General features: G+C 72.2%; 14 protein-coding genes and 1 rRNA gene. 7 read left to right on the top strand and 8 right to left on the bottom strand.

Translation table 11 applies throughout. The features are described 5' to 3' along the window. The first annotated feature begins 1 nt into the window (after nucleotide 1). Both ACIRF8_RS21280 and ACIRF8_RS21275 read left to right on the top strand, forming a co-directional pair. Nucleotides 2-574, top strand: coding sequence for a GNAT family N-acetyltransferase (locus ACIRF8_RS21280; RefSeq protein ID WP_404216977.1), 573 nt, complete (start codon nucleotides 2-4; stop codon nucleotides 572-574). A gap of 129 nt (nucleotides 575-703) precedes the next feature. Beyond that, entirely contained in the window at nucleotides 704-1,891 is a 1,188-nt protein-coding gene (locus ACIRF8_RS21275; RefSeq protein ID WP_404216976.1) for a winged helix-turn-helix domain-containing protein, read from the top strand. On the opposite strand, the gene ACIRF8_RS21270 is transcribed toward ACIRF8_RS21275, so the two are convergent. The 7 genes from ACIRF8_RS21270 to mtnA all read right to left on the bottom strand — a co-directional run bounded on the left by ACIRF8_RS21270 (nucleotide 1,888) and on the right by mtnA (nucleotide 10,704). Further along, a complete protein-coding gene (locus ACIRF8_RS21270; RefSeq protein ID WP_404216975.1) occupies nucleotides 1,888-2,640 on the bottom strand; it encodes a response regulator in 753 nt (250 codons plus the stop codon). The genes ACIRF8_RS21275 and ACIRF8_RS21270 overlap by 4 nt on opposite strands. A gap of 230 nt (nucleotides 2,641-2,870) precedes the next feature. Continuing rightward, the gene (hpf, locus tag ACIRF8_RS21265; protein WP_404216974.1) at nucleotides 2,871-3,572 is read right to left on the bottom strand and encodes a ribosome hibernation-promoting factor, HPF/YfiA family; all 702 of its coding nucleotides are present in this window, start codon (nucleotides 3,570-3,572) and stop codon (nucleotides 2,871-2,873) included. Between the two features lie 346 nt (nucleotides 3,573-3,918). After that, nucleotides 3,919-4,728, bottom strand: coding sequence for a ComF family protein (locus ACIRF8_RS21260; protein ID WP_404216973.1), 810 nt, complete (start codon nucleotides 4,726-4,728; stop codon nucleotides 3,919-3,921). A 123-nt stretch (nucleotides 4,729-4,851) separates the two neighbouring features. Then, nucleotides 4,852-6,612 (bottom strand): LpqB family beta-propeller domain-containing protein, encoded by a 1,761-nt coding sequence (locus tag ACIRF8_RS21255; protein ID WP_404217506.1) that lies wholly within the window; start codon nucleotides 6,610-6,612, stop codon nucleotides 4,852-4,854. 85 nt (nucleotides 6,613-6,697) lie between these two features. Then, nucleotides 6,698-8,821 carry an MtrAB system histidine kinase MtrB gene (mtrB, locus tag ACIRF8_RS21250; protein WP_404216972.1) on the bottom strand — a complete coding sequence of 708 codons (2,124 nt, stop codon included), beginning with the start codon at nucleotides 8,819-8,821 and terminating at the stop codon, nucleotides 6,698-6,700. Nucleotide 8,822: 1 nt separating this feature from the next. Next, nucleotides 8,823-9,512: a two-component system response regulator MtrA gene (gene mtrA, locus ACIRF8_RS21245; protein ID WP_199836122.1), complete on the bottom strand. Its 690-nt coding sequence runs from the start codon at nucleotides 9,510-9,512 to the stop codon at nucleotides 8,823-8,825. Between the two features lie 4 nt (nucleotides 9,513-9,516). After that, a complete protein-coding gene (gene mtnA / locus ACIRF8_RS21240) occupies nucleotides 9,517-10,704 on the bottom strand; it encodes an S-methyl-5-thioribose-1-phosphate isomerase (RefSeq protein ID WP_404216971.1) in 1,188 nt (395 codons plus the stop codon). A 140-nt stretch (nucleotides 10,705-10,844) separates the two neighbouring features. Between mtnA and ACIRF8_RS21235 the strand changes: the two genes are divergently transcribed. Genes ACIRF8_RS21235 through ACIRF8_RS21215 form a run of 5 tightly spaced genes read left to right on the top strand, consistent with a single transcriptional unit; the run spans nucleotide 10,845 to nucleotide 16,451 of the window. After that, complete coding sequence (locus ACIRF8_RS21235) at nucleotides 10,845-12,152, top strand: glycerophosphoryl diester phosphodiesterase membrane domain-containing protein (protein ID WP_404216970.1); 1,308 nt, start codon at nucleotides 10,845-10,847, stop codon at nucleotides 12,150-12,152. Nucleotides 12,153-12,156: 4 nt separating this feature from the next. Further along, the gene (locus ACIRF8_RS21230) at nucleotides 12,157-12,849 is read left to right on the top strand and encodes a DUF4129 domain-containing protein (RefSeq protein WP_404216969.1); all 693 of its coding nucleotides are present in this window, start codon (nucleotides 12,157-12,159) and stop codon (nucleotides 12,847-12,849) included. Then, nucleotides 12,846-14,129: a DUF4350 domain-containing protein gene (locus ACIRF8_RS21225; protein ID WP_404216968.1), complete on the top strand. Its 1,284-nt coding sequence runs from the start codon at nucleotides 12,846-12,848 to the stop codon at nucleotides 14,127-14,129. The genes ACIRF8_RS21230 and ACIRF8_RS21225 overlap by 4 nt, the downstream gene beginning before the upstream one ends. Next, nucleotides 14,129-15,118 (top strand): AAA family ATPase, encoded by a 990-nt coding sequence (locus tag ACIRF8_RS21220; RefSeq protein ID WP_404216967.1) that lies wholly within the window; start codon nucleotides 14,129-14,131, stop codon nucleotides 15,116-15,118. The genes ACIRF8_RS21225 and ACIRF8_RS21220 overlap by 1 nt, the downstream gene beginning before the upstream one ends. Before the next feature lie 22 nt (nucleotides 15,119-15,140). Next, complete coding sequence (locus tag ACIRF8_RS21215; RefSeq protein ID WP_404216966.1) at nucleotides 15,141-16,451, top strand: DUF58 domain-containing protein; 1,311 nt, start codon at nucleotides 15,141-15,143, stop codon at nucleotides 16,449-16,451. Nucleotides 16,452-16,548: 97 nt separating this feature from the next. On the opposite strand, the gene rrf is transcribed toward ACIRF8_RS21215, so the two are convergent. Continuing rightward, nucleotides 16,549-16,642 (bottom strand): 5S ribosomal RNA (gene rrf, locus ACIRF8_RS21210); the annotation flags it as partial.

The following is a 16,642-nucleotide window of genomic DNA, read 5'->3' as shown; positions in this document are numbered from 1 at the left end:
GATGGACCCCGTGACACTGACCACCGGCCGCCTGAGACTGCGCACCTTCGAGCCCGCCGACATCGACGAGGTGTGCGCGGCGGTCCAGGACCCCGAGATCCAGCGCTGGGTACCGGTTCCCTCGCCGTACGCGCGCGTGGACGCCGAACACTTCGTCCTGCGCGTCGTCACGGAGGGCTGGCGCACCGACACCGAGTACACGTTCGCCGTGCGCACCGAGGAGCACGGCCCCGTCCTGGGCGCGGTCTCGCTGCACCACCCGCGCGCGGGCGCCTGGGAGGTCGGCTACTGGACGGCCAAGGAGCACCGGGGCCGCGGCTACATGACGGAGGCCGTCCTGTGCCTGGCCCGCTGGGCCTTCACCGACCTGGCCTGTACGCGTCTGGAGTGGCGGGCCGAGAAGGGCAACGCGGCCTCGCGCAAGGTCGCCGAGAAGGCCGGCTTCACCATCGAGGGCGTGCTGCGCTCGGGCCTGCTCAACAAGGCGGTGCTGCGCGACTGCTGGATCGGCGCCCTGCTCCCCTCCGACCTGGGCCTGCCGGGCCCCCTGCCCTATCTGCCCGCCCCGGCCTGACGCTCGACGGCCGCACCTTGTGCCCCGGCCTGATGCTCGACGGCCGCACCTGGCGCCCCGGCCTGACGCTCGACGGCCGCACCTGGCGCCCCGGCCTGACTGTCAGTGGCCGCCTCTATCGTTTCCGGTATGACGACCTTGCCGCGTCCCGCCGCCGAGCTGTCCGCCGACGAAGCCCGCCGCATCGCGCTGCGCGCCCAGGGATTCCTCGGCGCCCCGAACCGCAAGGGCGGCGTCCGCGGCGTGTTGCGCCACCTCGGCGCGGTGCAGCTCGACACCATCTCGGTGCTGGCCCGCTCCCACGAGCTGATCCCGTACGCACGCCTCGGCGCGGTCGGCCGCAGGAGCGTCGAGACGGCGTACTGGAGCGACCGGCACGCCTTCGAGTACTGGTCGCACGCGGCCTGCGTCCTGCCCATCGAGGAGTGGCCGCACTTCGCGTTCCGCCGCCGCGCCTACCGCACCCGCCCGCACTGGCACCACGACCTGCCCGACGGTGCCTACGAGCAGGTGATCAAGCAGTTGCGTACCGAAGGCCCGCTCACCGCCACGGAGTTGGGCGGCGCGAAGAACAAGGGCGAGTGGTGGGACTGGTCGGAGTCGAAGGTCGCCGTCGAGCGCGCCCTGATGTACGGCGAGGTGGTCTGCGTGGAGCGGCGCGGCTGGAAGCGGGTCTACGACCTGGCGGAGCGCGCGATCCCCGCCGAGCTGCTGCACGACGACCTCGACGACCAGGAGTGCCTGCGCCGCCTGGTCCGTCAGGCGGGCGAGGCGCTGGGGGTCGGCACGCGCGCGGACATCGCGGACTACCACCGTCTGAGGAGCGAGCAGTTCGACGCGGTGATCGAGTCCACCGGTCTGGTCCCGGTGACGGTGCGGGGCTGGTCCAAACCGGCCTGGGCCGATCCGGCGGCTCTGGCGACGGTCCCGCGCGGCCGTCACCGCACCACGCTCCTGTCGCCCTTCGACTCCCTGGTCTGGGAGCGGGCGCGCACCGAGCGGATCTTCGGTTTCACCCACCGCCTGGAGGCGTACGTGCCCAAGCCGAAGCGGATCCACGGCTACTTCGCGATGCCGGTCCTGGCCGGCGGCCGTCTGGTGGGCCGGGTCGACCCGGCCCGCGAGGGCACGACGCTGGTCGCCAGACAGGTCTCCGCGGACGGCCCGAAGGCGGTCCCGGCGGTCGCTCAGGCGCTGTGGGAGGCGGCGAGCTGGGTCGGCTGCGACAGCGTCCGGGTGGAGCGCATGGCGGACGCGCCCCTCAGGCAGTCCCTGGTCGCGGCGGTGGGCCAGGCGCCGGGACAGGCACCGCGCTAGCGGATCTCCAGGATCTTCTCGCGCATCGCGTAGACCACGGCTTCCATCCGGGAGTGCAACTGGAGCTTCTCCAGGATGTTGCGCACGTGGTTCTTCACGGTGTTCTCCGAGATGAACAACTCCTTGGCGATGTCCCGGTTGTTCATCCCGGTGGCGACGAGCTTGAGCACCTCCAGCTCCCGGTCGGTCAGCCGGGGCGCGGGCACGAGCCGACGCTCGTCGGTGCGCTGGATCATCGACTTGAACTCGGTGAGCAGTTTCGACGCCATCGAGGGACTGATCTGCGACTGCCCGTCGGCCACCGCGCGAATGGCCGTGGCCACCTCGTCGGTGGAGATCTCCTTGAGGAGATAACCGGTCGCGCCCGCTTTGATCGCGTCGTAGAGGTCGGCCTCCTCGTCGCTGATCGTCAGCATGATGATCTTGGCGCTGGGCGCCACCTCCTTGATGGAGGTGCACGCCTCGATGCCGCCTCTCTTGGGCATCCGTACGTCCATGAGGATGATGTCGGGCAGCAGATCGGCCGCCTTGTCCACCGCCTCCGCCCCGTCGCCCGCCTCACCGACGACCTGGATGTCCTCCTCGGCCGCGAGGACGATCTCAAGACCGCGCCGGAACAGCGCGTGGTCGTCGACCACAAGGACCCGGATGGGTTCCTTGCGCGGGGAGCCCGCGTCCGGTCCCATGCCGGAGCCGTCGTCGGCAGCGCCGGCGCTCTCGCTCCGCATCGGTCCGAAGCTGTCCGCCATCGTTCCTCCCCCTGAAGGCCGTGGCCCGTCTTCCTCTGCCGCACCAACCCGAGGCGCCGACAGGCCGGTTGAACCGGCTCGGCCATGATTTCATGCCGAGGCGTCCGCGCGGCGACCGTGCGGTGCACCGGGGGGTCGCACAGCGGTGCCCCCGGGGGCGCACGCGCACTCCAGGGGCACCGGATGAGTGGTTTTTCGGCCGGTTTTCGGACAGCCGTGCCCGGGCGGGCTCAGCCGCCGATGGCGTCACCCGCGTCGGCGCTGCGGGTCTCGGTGTCGGTCACCATCGGGTCGGTGCTGAGGTGGATGACGCCGTAGTCGTAAGCGTGGCGCCGGTAGACGACGCTCGGTTCCTTGGTCTCGGAGTCGACGAACAGATAAAAGTCGTGCCCGACCAATTCCATCTCGTAGAGCGCTTGGTCGAGCGTCATGGGCGCGGCCACGTGCGTCTTTTCGCGCACGACGAGCGGGCCTTCGCCCTGGACCTCCAGCGGGCCGATCCTGGTGGTCGGTACGCCGTCGGTCTCGGTCTCGGTCCTGGCGATCGAACCGTCCCCGTTGAGCGTCGCCGCGTCCGGGACCACCTCGGCCACCTCGGCCGCCGAGATCCGCTTGGTACCGCGCCTGGTCGACCGCTTGCCGTGCTCCTTGCGCAACCGTGCGTCCAGCTTGTCCGTGGCGAGGTCGAGCGCCGCGTACGGGTCGCTGGCGGCGGCCTCCGCCCGGATGACCGGACCGCGCGTGCGCAGCGTGATCTCCACGCGGTCGCACCGGTCGGCCTGTCGGGGGTTGGGCTCCTTGGACACCTCGACGTCGAGGCTGATCACCTTGCCGTCGAGCTTCTGGATCTTCTCCAGCTTCAGCTTCTCGGCCACGTGCTTGCGGAACCGCTCCGGCACCTCGGTCTTGCGGCCCTTGACGACGATGTCCACGCAGAACTCCGTTCCCGGATCGCTCCGCCGCTGCGGCGGAGCATTTCCCTTTTGCACCAGGCTCCGGCCACTTCCGGAGCCTCGGACTCGGTGACTTCCACCTCCTCCTCCCCCGCGGGCAAGGTCTCCACCCCACCGGCCAGGGTGATTGCTGAATCTCCACGCGAACCCATGGCACGGCATTCCGATATGCGAGGTAAGGCGGCTGCCTTTCCCGGCCTTTCTCGGCCAAGTTCCTCACATCCGAACATATCTCGCCCGGACGGATGTCGTCACCCTCTACGGGCACGTACCTCCATTCAGATGAAATAACCCTCTCACTACCTGCAACGACGCAGATTGGCGTTCAGTTCCGGTTTATTTCGAAAGAATCCGGAGAAGCGGCGATCACCGCCGCTTCGATCATGGTCGGACCGCTCGGTATTCCGGGCTCCGTCCGGGCCCGTTCCCGGCCCGCACCGCCCTCGCTGTCTTCTCCGCTACCCGATACGGAACGCCTCAAAGCACCGAGTACGCGCGCCGCCTCCGCCAGCGAAGCCCCGGTCGTCATGAGGTCGTCGACCAGCACGATCCGGCCAATTTCCGCGAACAGCCCGCCGCTCCCGCCCGCCACCTCCAGCGCACCGGTCACATTCGCGAGCCGTTGCGCGGCGTCGAGCCCCGCCTGGTCGGCCACCGGGCGCCGCTGCCGCAGCACGGGCAGCACCCTGGCGGGCACCCCGGACCGCCGCAGCTCGGCCGCCGCCGCGTACGCGATCCGCCGCATCGGATCGTGCCCGCGCGCCCGCACGGCGCCGGGAGCGGACGGCACCGGCACGAGCGCCACGACCCCGGCCTCGGTGCCACCCCGGCCGGGTCCCTGTCCGGGCAGCCCGGCCCGCACCGCCCCGGCGAGCGCCGTGCCCAGCGGGCGGGCGAGGCCCAGGGCGCCGCGCTCCTTGTGGGCGAGCAGCACGGCCCGCACGGCGTCCCGGTAGGGCGCCGCCGCGTGCACGACGGGCAGCCGGGGCGGTGCCGGTCGCGGTCGCACCCGGCTGGGCGCAGCGCCGCGCAACGCCGCCGTGCACCGCGCGCACAGCGACGTACGAGACCTGCCGCAGCCTGCGCACTGAGCCGGCAGCACCAAGTCGGAGAGGTCCTGCCACCACCCCCGCATCCCCCCACTGTGCCAACCCGCCCGCCGGGCCACCACCCCTGTGGACAACGGCCTGTGGACAACTGGCCCGCGCTGACAGGCAGGGGTGCTCCGCCCGCTCTCCGGCGGGCACGGGGCGGGGGACTATCCCGGGTAGACCGGCGCCGTCCCGTCCTTCAGCACCGACTGCCACGCCGCCCCGGAGGGCAACCGCACGATGCCGTCGTCCGAGTGCGCGAGGAGCGGCAACCGGTCGTCCTCGGACGCCGCGATCTCGCTCACCCGGGTCAGTCCGGGCAGGGCCTGCCCGGTCGGGGTGGATCCGTCGGACTGCACGTACCGCATCTGCTGGAGCTCACCGGCCTCCCGGCCGACCACCACGAGCCGGCTGCCGCCCGCCCACGACACGGCCGTCACGTCCTCCATCTCCGGCGCGGCGACACGCAGGTCGGCCACCGAGTAGTCGATGCCGCCGTCCCCGTCGGACTGCCGCTCGACGCGGCCGATGCGCAGTGACGTCGTGCCCTTCTCCCGCACCAGGAGCGCGGCCCGCGCCCCGTCGGCGGACATCTTGACCGCCTCGATCCGCACGCTGTCGGCCAGCCCTTCGACGGACACCTGCCGCATCTTGTCGCCGAGGCCCTGCCCGAACACGAGCAGCCGCGGATTCCTGGGGTCCCGGTCGGCCACCCACAGATCGCCGCGCCCGTCCCAACTGGGCGTGGACAGACCGTCCTTCGCACCCACGGCATGGCTGCGCACCAGCGCGTCACCCAGGGAGGCGCTGCTGACGAACGACGCCACGTACAACGACCGCCCGTCGCTCGACACGACCGCCGCACGCTCCTGGTCCCGGGAGACCGCCACGGAACGCAAGGGCTGCTCGCCCTCGCCCAGCGGCCCCTGCACCCGCTCCGGGTCCCGGTCGGAACTGCTGTTGCCCGGCATCCGCACCAGGCGGCCCTTGCCGTCCAGGAAGTACTGGTCGTCCAGGGCGGCGGACCTGCGCGGCGCCACCAGGGCGTCGGCCTCGGACTCGCTCAGCGCGCACATGTAGCGGCCGTCGGCCCGCTTGAGTTCGACCTCGTTCACGCTCGACGACGACAGGTCCCGCAGGGAGAACAGCAGTTGGGCCGCCATCTCCTTGCACTTGGTCGGGGTGACCGCTTCCGCGTGCTTGTTCAGCGGCACGGTCAGCTTGTTCGCGTCGTCCGGGGCCAGCGACTGCACGCCGTCCTTCAGCCCCGCGCCGGTCGGGAACGCCGTCCGCACCCCGCGGTCCAGCCAGCGCGTCGGCCCGGCGAGGACCTCCTTGACCGTCTCGGTCAGCGGGTCCGTCCACTGCCGCACGAAGACGGGGTCGGCGACGAGCTGCTTCTGCGGGGCCTGCTCCTCGGAGACCGAATCCACCGCGTAGTAGTACTTGTTGACGGACTGATAGATGCGCTGGAAGTCGGACTCACCGAGCACGACACCCGTCGGCAGGCTGTCGATCCGCCACTGGTTTCCCTTGGCGGTCTTGACCAGGGACAGATGCAGGTTCGCGTCGTACTGGCCCGACTCCGGCTGGTACGCCTGCTGCTGATCGACCGTGGCGACCTGCTGGCCCGACAGTTCGAAGAGCTGTCCCTCGTCCCCGTCGTTCTGCCGCCCGACGGGCCGCGCGCTCGGCGCGTCGGCGAGCACGACGGTCTTCCGCCCCGGCTTCCAGCCCTTCGCGGCCTGCGGCGTCAGATACTTGCGTGCCATCGCGTACGAGGGATCGTCACTGGTCAGGGCCTCCAGGAAGCCGTCGACGACGCTCGTGGGGGTGGCTCCGTCGCGCGGCGGCAGCGCGAAGACGCGCACCTGCGAGTCCGGCCGCTGCGACGCCTCGACCGATTCGAGCCCACCGCTGTCCGGCATCGACGCGCACCCGGCCAGCACGACCGCACCGCAGGCGGCGAAGGCCCCCGCCCGTGTCCGGCGCCCCCGACGCGACACCCGCTGCTCAGCCACGACCGCCACCACCGCTTCCCTCGCCGCGCTCGTCCTGGTCCGGGTCGCGGCGTCCGCCCACCGCCACGTCGTCCCGCCACGCACCGCCACCGGCGCGCGTCTCCTCCGGGCCGCCCTCGTCCGCTCCCGGCTGACGCGGCACGCCCGCCGCGCCCTCGCCCTGGCTGATGCCGCCGCGGGAGACCACGCGCGCGCCGCTGCCCGGCAGCGCCGTCGGGTCGGCGGAGACCGCGGTCTGCGCCGGTCGCGGCGCTATCGGCGCCTGTGCCGCCCCGTGCGTCGTCTGCGCCGGCACCGTCGCCAGCTTCCTGCCCTCGCCGGACGACGATCCCGCGTCACCGGGCTCACGGCCCCGCCGCGAGTCCTCCGGCTCCAGCGGTATCGGCGAACCGCGCAGCGCCTCGTCCGCCGTCCGCGGCAAGGTGAGCCGGAACTGCGAACCGCCGCCCGGCTCCCCCCACGCCTGGAGCCAGCCGCCGTGCAGCCGCGCGTCCTCCAGGGCGATCGACAGGCCGAGCCCGGTGCCACCGGTGGTACGCGCGCGTGCCGGGTCGGCCCGCCAGAACCGGCTGAAGACCCGCGTCGCCTCGCCCGGCTTCAGCCCGACCCCGTAGTCGCGCACGGCGACGGCGACCGCGCCGCCCGCGGCCGCGAGCCGCACCACGACGTCCTTGCCCTCACCGTGCTCCACGGCGTTCACGACCAGGTTGCGCAGGACGCGCTCCACGCGGCGCGCGTCCGCCTCGGCCACCACCGGCTGCTCGTCGCCTACGACCCGTATGTGCGTGCCCTTGCGCTCGGCCAGCGGCTCGGCGCCGCCGACGACCCGGCGGACCACCTCACGCAGATCTATCGGCTCGGCCTCCAGCGCGGCCGCACCGGCGTCGAACCGGCTGATCTCCAGAAGGTCGGCCAGCAGCGACTCGAACCGGTCCAACTGATCGGCCAGCAGCTCCGCGGAGCGCGCGGTCACCGGGTCGAAGTCGGCCCGCGCCTCGTGGATGACATCGGCGGCCATCCGTACGGTCGTCAGCGGCGTCCGCAGCTCATGGCTCACGTCGGACACGAACCGCCGCTGCATCCGGGACAGATCCTCCAGTTGCTGGATCTTCAGATGCAGGTTCTGCGCCATCTTGTTGAAGGCTTCACCGAGGCGCGCGATGTCGTCCTCACCGGTCACCTTCATACGTTCCTGGAGGCGTCCCGCGGAGAGCCGCTCGGCCACGCCCGCCGCCATCCGCACAGGTGTGACGACCTGCCGCACGACGAGCCAGGCGATGGCGCCGAGCAGCACGACCACGAAGAGTCCCGCCGTCGCGAGCGTGCCCTTCACCAGTCCGAGCGACTTCTCCTCCTGCGTCAGCGGGAAGAGGTAGTAGAGCTGGTAGGCGTGGCCCTGCGGGTCGGTGAGCCGCTTGCCGATGACCAGGCCTGGCTGGGGTTCCGCGCCGCCGTCGTAGACGATCCGGGTGTACTTCTGGGACGCGCCGGTCATCCGGTCGACCCGCGCGCGCAGGTCGTCGGGCACGCTGCGGTCCGGCACCACGCCCCCGGAGCCGCGCGGCCCGCGTCCGTCGCCGCTGCCGGCGTCGCCCGGGCTGAGCGTCACCACGTCGAAGGCGCCCTTGCCGCCGCTGGAGAGCTGGGTGACGAGGTCGTTCAGCCAGCTCTTGGAGATCTGGTTGGTGCGGCTGTCGTCGGACGTGCCGCCGCGCACCCCGGCCACCGCCGCGTCCGCCCTGTCCTTGGCCGCGCGGAACCCGCCCTCGGCCTGGCTCTGCGACGCCTTCACCTTCGCGTCGAGCAGGCCGTTGCGCACCGAGCCGATGACGACGATGCCGAGCAGCAGCACCACGCCGAGCGACATCAGCAGCGTGGTGACGACCACCTTCAACTGGATGTTGCGCCGCCACAGCCGCATCGCGGGCAGCAGCGGGCGCCGCACCCAGCGGGTGAACAGGCGCAGCACCGGGCTGCCGTTCATCCCGCCCTGGAGCAGCAGCCCGCCGTCCATGACCCGGCGCGGCCAGGAGCCACGCCCGGCCGCCGTCCCCACAGGCCGCTCCGGACGAGACCCCGGCTTCCCGGGCGCCGAAGCGGCACTGTCCCGGGTCACGTCAGCTCGGTCCGGCCTTGTAACCGACGCCACGGACGGTCACCACGATCTCCGGACGCTCGGGGTCCTTCTCGACCTTCGAGCGCAGCCGCTGCACATGCACGTTCACCAGACGGGTGTCCGCCGCGTGCCGGTAGCCCCAGACCTGCTCCAGGAGCACCTCACGCGTGAACACCTGCCACGGCTTGCGCGCGAGAGCGACCAGCAGGTCGAACTCCAGCGGCGTCAGCGCGATCGACTGCCCGTCCCGCTTCACCGAGTGCCCGGCCACATCGATGACCAGGTCACCTATGGCCAACTGCTCGGGGGCGGGCTCCTCCGACCTCCGCAGCCGCGCCCGGATACGGGCCACGAGCTCCTTCGGCTTGAACGGCTTCACGATGTAGTCGTCCGCGCCCGACTCCAGGCCCACGACCACATCGACGGTGTCGCTCTTGGCCGTGAGCATCACGATTGGCACCCCGGACTCCGCCCTGATCAGGCGGCACACCTCGATGCCGTCCCGGCCGGGCAGCATCAGGTCGAGGAGAACCAGATCGGGCTTGGTCTCACGGAAAGCGGCCAGCGCCTTGTCGCCGTCAGCCACGAACGACGGCTCAAAACCTTCACCACGCAGCACAATGCCGAGCATCTCGGCCAGTGCGGTGTCGTCGTCGACGACAAGGACTCGTCCCTTCATGGACCACATCATCCCATTAGCTCATCGTTACCTGGCGTGACCTGGAACACAGCTCCCCCAGACTCGCACCTGTCACGGGCGAAACAACGCCCCACTCGGTGACGATCGCCGTCACCAGGTCCGGCGGCGTCACGTCGAACGCGGGGTTGTACGCCTGCGTCCCCAGTGGTGCCACCGGAATTCCGCCTCCTGCCTCCATCCCGGCCAACGGCGCCTGCGGCGCAGTGACCTCTGTCACTTCATGCCCTGCCCGCTGCTCCACCTCGATGGACGCCCCGTCGGGAGTCGCCGGATCCACGGTCGTGACCGGCGCCACCACGATGAACGGCACGTGGTGGTAGCGGGCCAGTACGGCGAGCGGATAGCTCCCCACCTTGTTGGCCACCGAACCGTCCGCGGCGATCCGGTCCGCCCCGATGAGCACGGCGTCCACCTCACCGGCGGCGAACAACGACCCCGCGGCGCTGTCCGTGAGCAGCGTGTACGCCATCCCGTTGCGTGCCGCCTCGTACGCGGTCAGCCGCGCGCCTTGCAGCAGCGGGCGCGTCTCGTCCACCCACAGCCGGCGCAGCCGCCCCGCCCGGTGCGCGGCGAGCGCCACGGCGAAGGCGGTGCCCTCCCCGCCGGACACCAGCGCCCCGGTGTTGCAGTGCGTCAGGATGCGGTGGTTGCCGCCGGGCAGCAGCTCGTCGAGCAGCCGCAGCCCGTGCTCGGCCATCCTGGTGCTGGCCGCCGCGTCCTCCTGGTGCAGCGCCCGTGCGGCGGCGAGCGCCGCCGCGGCGGCCCGCTCCCGCACGGCCGTCTCATCGCCCGACCCGTCCCCGAGCGCTGCGCGGTACGCCTCCTGCGCCCGCCGCACGCCGTACCCGAGGTTGACCGCGGTGGGGCGCGCCCCGGCCAGCGCGTCCGCCGCGTCCTGCACGTCGAACCCCCGGGCGGCCGCCAGCGCCACCCCGTACGCCCCGGCGATACCGAGCAGCGGTGCTCCGCGCACGGCCAGGGACCGGATCGCCTGCACGAGCCCCTGGGCGTCCGTGCACACCAGCTCGACTTCTTCGGCCGGCAATCGTGTCTGGTCGAGCAGCACCAGAACCGGGCCCTCGGCCGGTTCCTCCCACCGGATCGCCGGTATGTCGATGGTCGTGGGCTGTATGTCTTCGCTGGGCCGTATGTCCTCGCCGTTTTGCGCGTACTGATCAGCCATCCACTCAGTCTGCCCCGTACCGGCCCGACAATTGAAGGTGTCCAGCCTCTACGGGCCCAGGCCACCCGGCCCCCACCCCATGGCACGATGGCAGCCAACCTGCCGCCGCGACCGCGGACGGGCACCTTGAAGGAGCGACGATGAACGACACTCCGGGCTGGGCATCGCCCGGATCCGCCCCCTCCGACGGCCCCGACGACAGCCGCCAGGACAGCCCGGACGGCGATGCCCAGAAGGCCGCGGGTCAGGGCCCGCAGTGGTCCAAGGAGCAGCCGCCGCCCGCCCAGTGGTCCGCTCCCTCCGGCCCGCCCGCCCCCGACTCCGGCCAGACCCCGCCACCCCCACCGCCCCCACCGGCCCCGAGCCAGGGCGGCCAGGGCTGGGGCGGTCAGGGCTGGGGCCAGGCCCCCGGCGGATACGGCGGCGGCCAGTGGGGTTCCGGCGGCTGGGGCGGCCCGCCGCCCGCCGCCAAGCCCGGCGTCATCCCGCTGCGCCCCCTCGGCGTCGGCGAGATCCTCGACGGCGCGGTGTCCACGATGCGCACCTACTGGCGCACCGTGCTCGGCATCTCGCTGACCGTCGCCGTGCTCACCGAACTCCTCGTCGTCCTCCTCCAGGGCTTCCTGCTCAACGACGCGACCACCGACGCCCTCGACGACCCCGACGCCAGTGCCGGCGAGATCGCCCGCGCCATGGGCGGCATCCTGATCGGCTCCGGCGTGGTGCAGGTCGTCACGCTCCTCGGCACGATCGTCGCCACGGCCCTGCTCACCACCGTCACGAGCCGCGCCGTCATCGGCACGTCCGTCACCATCAAGGAGGCCTGGCGCGATGCCCGCCCGCAGGTCCTGCGACTGCTCGGTCTGACACTGCTGCTGCCGCTGATCGCCGTCGCCGTCGTCCTGGTCGGTGCCCTCCCCGGCATCCTCCTCGCCGCGCTCGGCTCGCCCGACGGAGGACTCGCCCTCGCGGCCCTCGGCGGACTCGCCGGACTCGTGGTCGCGATCTGGCTGATGATCCGCTTCTCGCTCGCCTCCCCCGCACTGATGCTGGAGAAGCAGACCGTCCGCAAGGCGATGAGCCGCTCCACCAAGCTCGTACGCGGCTCGTGGTGGCGGGTCTTCGGCATCCAGATCCTCGCGTCGATCATCGCCGGCGTCGTGGCGTCGATCATCCTGGTCCCCTTCAGCGTCCTCGCCGGAGTGGTCAGCGGCGACGGCATGAGCAGCTTCCTCGACACGGGCACCGACGTCGGCTGGACGTTCCTGATCATCAGCGGGATCGGCGCGGTGGTCGGCTCCACGATCACCTTCCCGATCACCGCGGGCGTCACCGTGCTGCTCTACATAGACCAGCGCATCCGCCGCGAGGCCCTCGACATCGACCTCGCCCGCGCCGCCGGACTCCAGGGCTACGGGGACACCCCCGGCGCCACCCCGGGGAGCTGATGCGGTGAGCACGCCAGGGGGAGTGCTCACAGCCGCGTCCCGGCTGACGAGCGCCGGCGGCGACGAACCACCGCTGACGATCCCGCGCGGCCCCGCGCGGGAGGCGGCCGAGCGGGAGCTGTCCAAGCCCGCGTACCACGAGAACGACCCGAGCTGGTTCGTGCGCGCCCTCAACAAGTTCTGGGAGTGGGTCGACAAGCTGTTCTCCGCCGCCTCCGGTGCCGCCCCCGGCGGCACGCTCGGCCTCGTCGTGATCCTGCTCGCCGTCGTGGCGGTGGCGATCGCCCTGTGGTGGCGCCTCGGCACCCCCCGCCGCTCGCCCGGCTCCACCGCGCCCCTGTTCGACGCCCGCCCGCGCAGCGCCGCCGAACACCGCGCGGCCGCCGACGCGCACGCCGCCCAGGGCCACTTCGACCAGGCCGTCCAGGAACGGATGCGCGCCCTCGTCCGCTCCCTGGAGGAACGCGCCCTCCTCGACCCGCGCCCCGGCCGCACCGCCGACGAGGCCGCGACCGAAGCCGCCCGGCCGCTTCCCGGATACGCGGACCGCCTGCACACGGCAGCCCGCGACTTCGACGACGTGGCATACGGGGGCCGGACCGCGACCCTCGACACGTACCAGCGCCTCACCGCCCTGGACACCGAGGTCGCGCGCACGCCCCCGACCCTGACCGCCGCCCCGGGAGCGCCCCGGTGACCGAGCCCCGCACCCCGCGTCCAGGCCACGAAGGCCAGGACCACGACGCCCCAGAGACCCAGCAGGCGAACACGACCACGCTTACAGCGGCTCCGGACCCCGACACCACGTCCGTCACCCCGACGGCCCGTCAGATCTGGACCCGCACGCGCGGCGTCGCCCTCGCCCTGGCCCTCCTCCTGGTCGCCGGTGTCGCCATCGCCGCCGTCCGCTCCGGGGAGAAACACGGCACGCTCGACCCCCGCTCCGCCGACCAGTACGGCAGCCGGGCCGTCGCCGAACTCCTGGCCGACCGGGGCGTCGTCGTGCGCCTGGTCACCACGACCGCCGCGGCCCGCGCGGCAGCCGACCGCGACACCACCCTCGTGGTCGCCGTCCCCGACCTGCTCACCCCGCACCAGCAGGAGCAATTGCGGGCCGCGACCGACGACTCCGGTGGCCGCACCCTCCTCGTCGCCCCCGGCGCCGCATCCGTCGCCCGACTCGCGCCCGGCGTCTCGGCCGAGACCGCGCCCAGCACCGACACGACCCTCACCCCGGACTGCACCCTGCCGGAGGCCCGCCGCGCCGGCCGCGCCGACACCGGCGGCCACCGCTACGACACGACGTCCCGCCGCGCCGACTCCTGCTATCCGAGCGACGGCGCCCCCACACTTCTGCGCCTCCCCTCGACCACCGGCAACGGCGACACGGTCGTCCTCGGCTCCCCCGACATCCTTCTCAACGACAGCCTCGACGAGCAGGGCAACGCCTCGCTCGCACTCCAACTCCTCGGTACCCGGCCCCATGTGGTCTGGTACCTCCCCTCCCTCTCCGACGACGCCGCGGCCGGTGACGCACAGAACGACCGCAGCTTCTTCGACCTGCTCCCCTCGGGCTGGCTCTGGGGCACCCTGCAACTCTTCGTCGCGGCAGCCCTCGCCGCCCTGTGGCGGGCCCGCCGTCTGGGCCCCCTGGTCGCCGAGCGCCTGCCCGTCGCGATCCGCGCCTCCGAGACCGTCGAAGGCCGCGCCCGCCTCTACCGCAAGGCGAACGCCCGCGACCGCGCCGCCACGGCCCTGCGTATCTCCACCCGCACCACGCTGGCCCCCCTCATCGGCGTCCCCCCGTCCCAGGCCCACACGCCCGAGACCTTCCTCCCGGCCCTGGCGCGCCAACTCCCCACGCCCGCCCAGGACCCGCACACCCTCCTCTTCGGCCCGCCGCCCGCGACCGACGCGGCGCTCATCGCGCTCGCCGACCACCTCGACGCCCTCGAAAGAGAGGTACGCCATTCATGATGGACCCGACCACTGACAACGCCGGGCCCACGACCGATCCCCGCAGCTCACGGGCCTCCTTGGAAGCCCTGCGCGCCGAGATCGCCAAGGCCGTGGTCGGCCAGGACCCCACCGTCACGGGCCTGGTCGTGGCCCTGCTCTGCCGCGGCCACGTCCTCCTCGAAGGTGTTCCCGGCGTAGCGAAGACGCTGCTCGTGCGCGCCCTCGCGGCCTCCCTCGAACTCGACACGAAGCGCGTGCAGTTCACCCCGGACCTGATGCCCAGCGACGTCACGGGCTCCCTCGTCTACGACACCCAGACGTCCCGCTTCTCCTTCCAGCCGGGCCCGGCCTTCACCAACCTCCTCCTCGCGGACGAGATCAACCGGACCCCGCCCAAGACCCAGTCCTCCCTCCTGGAGGCCATGGAGGAGCGCCAGATCACGGTCGACGGCACCCCGCGCCCGCTCCCCGACCCGTTCATGGTCGTAGCGACCCAGAACCCGGTCGAGTACGAGGGCACGTACCCCCTCCCCGAAGCGCAACTGGACCGTTTCCTGCTCAAGTTGAACGTCCCCCTCCCGTCCCGCCAGGACGAGATCGACGTCCTGACCCGCCACGCGTCCGGCTTCAACCCCCGTGACCTGCACGCGGCAGGCATCCGTCCGGTGGCCACGGCGGCCGACCTCGAAGCGGCCCGGTCCGCGGTCGCGAAGACCACGATCTCCCCGGAGATCACGGCGTACGTCGTCGACATCTGCCGCGCGACCCGCGAATCGCCGTCGCTCACGCTCGGCGTCTCCCCGCGTGGCGCCACGGCCCTGCTCTCGACCGCCCGCGCCTGGGCCTGGCTGACCGGCCGCGACTACGTCATCCCCGACGACGTCAAAGCCCTCGCCCTGCCCACTCTCCGCCACCGCGTCCAACTGCGCCCGGAGGCCGAGATGGAAGGCGTCACCCCGGACTCGGTGATCAACGCGCTCCTCACCCACGTCCCCGTCCCTCGCTGACCAGGCCGGAGACCTCAACGACATGGCTCTCACCGGACGTACGGCCCTGCTCGCCGCCCTGGGCTCCCTCCCCGTAGGGATCTGGGAGCCGAGCTGGACGGGCATCCTCGCCGTCAACACTCCCCTGGCTCTGGCCTGCGCCTGCGACTTTGCCCTCGCCACCCCCGTACGCCACCTGCGCCTGACCCGCTCCGGCGACACCTCGGTACGCCTCGGAGACCCGGCCGACGTCACGCTCACCGTCACCAACCCCTCGCGCCGCCTCCTGCGCGCGCACCTCCGCGACGCCTGGCCTCCGAGCGCCTGGCGCCCGGGCTCGGAGCACGACGCGTCCCGCCACCGCCTGACGGTGCCCGCGGGCGAACGCCGCCGCGTCACGACCCGCCTCCTCCCCACCCGGCGCGGCGACCGCCAGGCGGACCGTGTGACGGTCCGCTCCTACGGCCCCCTCGGTCTCTTCACCCGTCAGGGCACGCACGTCGTCCCGTGGACGGTCCGTGTCCTGCCGCCGTTCCACAGCCGCAAACACCTCCCGTCCAAGCTGGCCCGGCTACGTGAACTCGACGGCCGCACCAGCGTGTTGACCAGGGGCGAGGGCACCGAGTTCGACAGCCTCCGCGAGTACGTGCCCGGCGACGACACGCGTTCGATCGACTGGCGTGCGACAGCCCGCCAATCCGCGGTCGCCGTCCGCACGTGGCGCCCTGAGCGCGACCGGCACATCCTGCTGGTCCTCGACACGGGCCGCACCTCGGCGGGCCGTGTGGGCGACGCGCCTCGTCTCGACGCGTCGATGGACGCCGCTCTCCTCCTGGGCGCTCTGGCGTCCCGCGCCGGAGACCGTGTGGACCTGTTGGCCTACGATCGCCGCATCCGCGCCCTGGTCCAGGGCCGCACGGCCGGCGAGGTTCTCCCAGCGCTGGTGAACGCCATGGCCCCGCTCGAGCCGGAACTGATCGAAACGGACGCCCGCGGCCTCACCGCCACAGCCTTGCACGCGGCCCCCCGCCGCTCCCTTATCGTTCTTCTTACGTCCCTGGAGGCGGCGCCCGTGGAAGAGGGACTCCTCCCTGTCCTGGCCCGCCTGACAAAGCGCCACACAGTGATCGTGGCTTCCGTGGCGGACCCGGCGATAGAGACGATGGCGGCGTCCCGCGGCACCACGGAAGCTCTGTACGACGCAGCATCAGCAGCACAGGCGAAGGCGGAACGGCTCCGCACGGCGGACAAGCTCACACGCCACGGCGTGACGGTCGTGGACGCGACACCTTCCGAACTTGCCCCCGCCCTCGCGGACGCCTATTTGTCCCTGAAGGCAGCCGGCCGCCTGTGAAATGTCCACACGGGCGGCCGGGACACAGGACCGACCCTAAACGCAGAAAACCCCCGCCCGGTATCCCCGGACGGGGGTTCTCTGTTTATCAAAATTAGTTCGGCGGCGTCCTACTCTCCCACAGGGTCCCCCCTGCAGTACCATCGGCGCTGTGAGGCTTAGCTTCCGGGTTCGGAATGTAACCGGGCGTT

The organism is Streptomyces sp. NPDC102406, assembly GCF_044765725.1.
In the GTDB taxonomy this organism is placed as follows: Bacteria; Actinomycetota; Actinomycetes; order Streptomycetales; family Streptomycetaceae; genus Streptomyces.
The sequence above is the reverse complement of the archived record's forward strand: the minus strand, read 5'-3'. Positions and strand labels throughout refer to the sequence as shown.

What these genes read in the sequence shown, in the direction of transcription:
- ACIRF8_RS21280 (WP_404216977.1), top strand. Translation starts at nt 2, where the DNA reads ATGGACCCCGTGACACTGACCACCGGCCGCCTGAGACTGCGCACCTTC.
- ACIRF8_RS21275 (WP_404216976.1), top strand. Translation starts at nt 704, where the DNA reads ATGACGACCTTGCCGCGTCCCGCCGCCGAGCTGTCCGCCGACGAAGCC.
- ACIRF8_RS21270 (WP_404216975.1), bottom strand. Translation starts at nt 2,640, where the DNA reads ATGGCGGACAGCTTCGGACCGATGCGGAGCGAGAGCGCCGGCGCTGCC.
- ACIRF8_RS21260 (WP_404216973.1), bottom strand. Translation starts at nt 4,728, where the DNA reads ATGCGGGGGTGGTGGCAGGACCTCTCCGACTTGGTGCTGCCGGCTCAG.
- ACIRF8_RS21255 (WP_404217506.1), bottom strand. Translation starts at nt 6,612, where the DNA reads ATGCCGGACAGCGGTGGGCTCGAATCGGTCGAGGCGTCGCAGCGGCCG.
- mtrA (WP_199836122.1), bottom strand. Translation starts at nt 9,512, where the DNA reads ATGATGTGGTCCATGAAGGGACGAGTCCTTGTCGTCGACGACGACACC.
- mtnA (WP_404216971.1), bottom strand. Translation starts at nt 10,704, where the DNA reads ATGGCTGATCAGTACGCGCAAAACGGCGAGGACATACGGCCCAGCGAA.
- ACIRF8_RS21235 (WP_404216970.1), top strand. Translation starts at nt 10,845, where the DNA reads ATGAACGACACTCCGGGCTGGGCATCGCCCGGATCCGCCCCCTCCGAC.
- ACIRF8_RS21220 (WP_404216967.1), top strand. Translation starts at nt 14,129, where the DNA reads ATGGACCCGACCACTGACAACGCCGGGCCCACGACCGATCCCCGCAGC.
- ACIRF8_RS21215 (WP_404216966.1), top strand. Translation starts at nt 15,141, where the DNA reads ATGGCTCTCACCGGACGTACGGCCCTGCTCGCCGCCCTGGGCTCCCTC.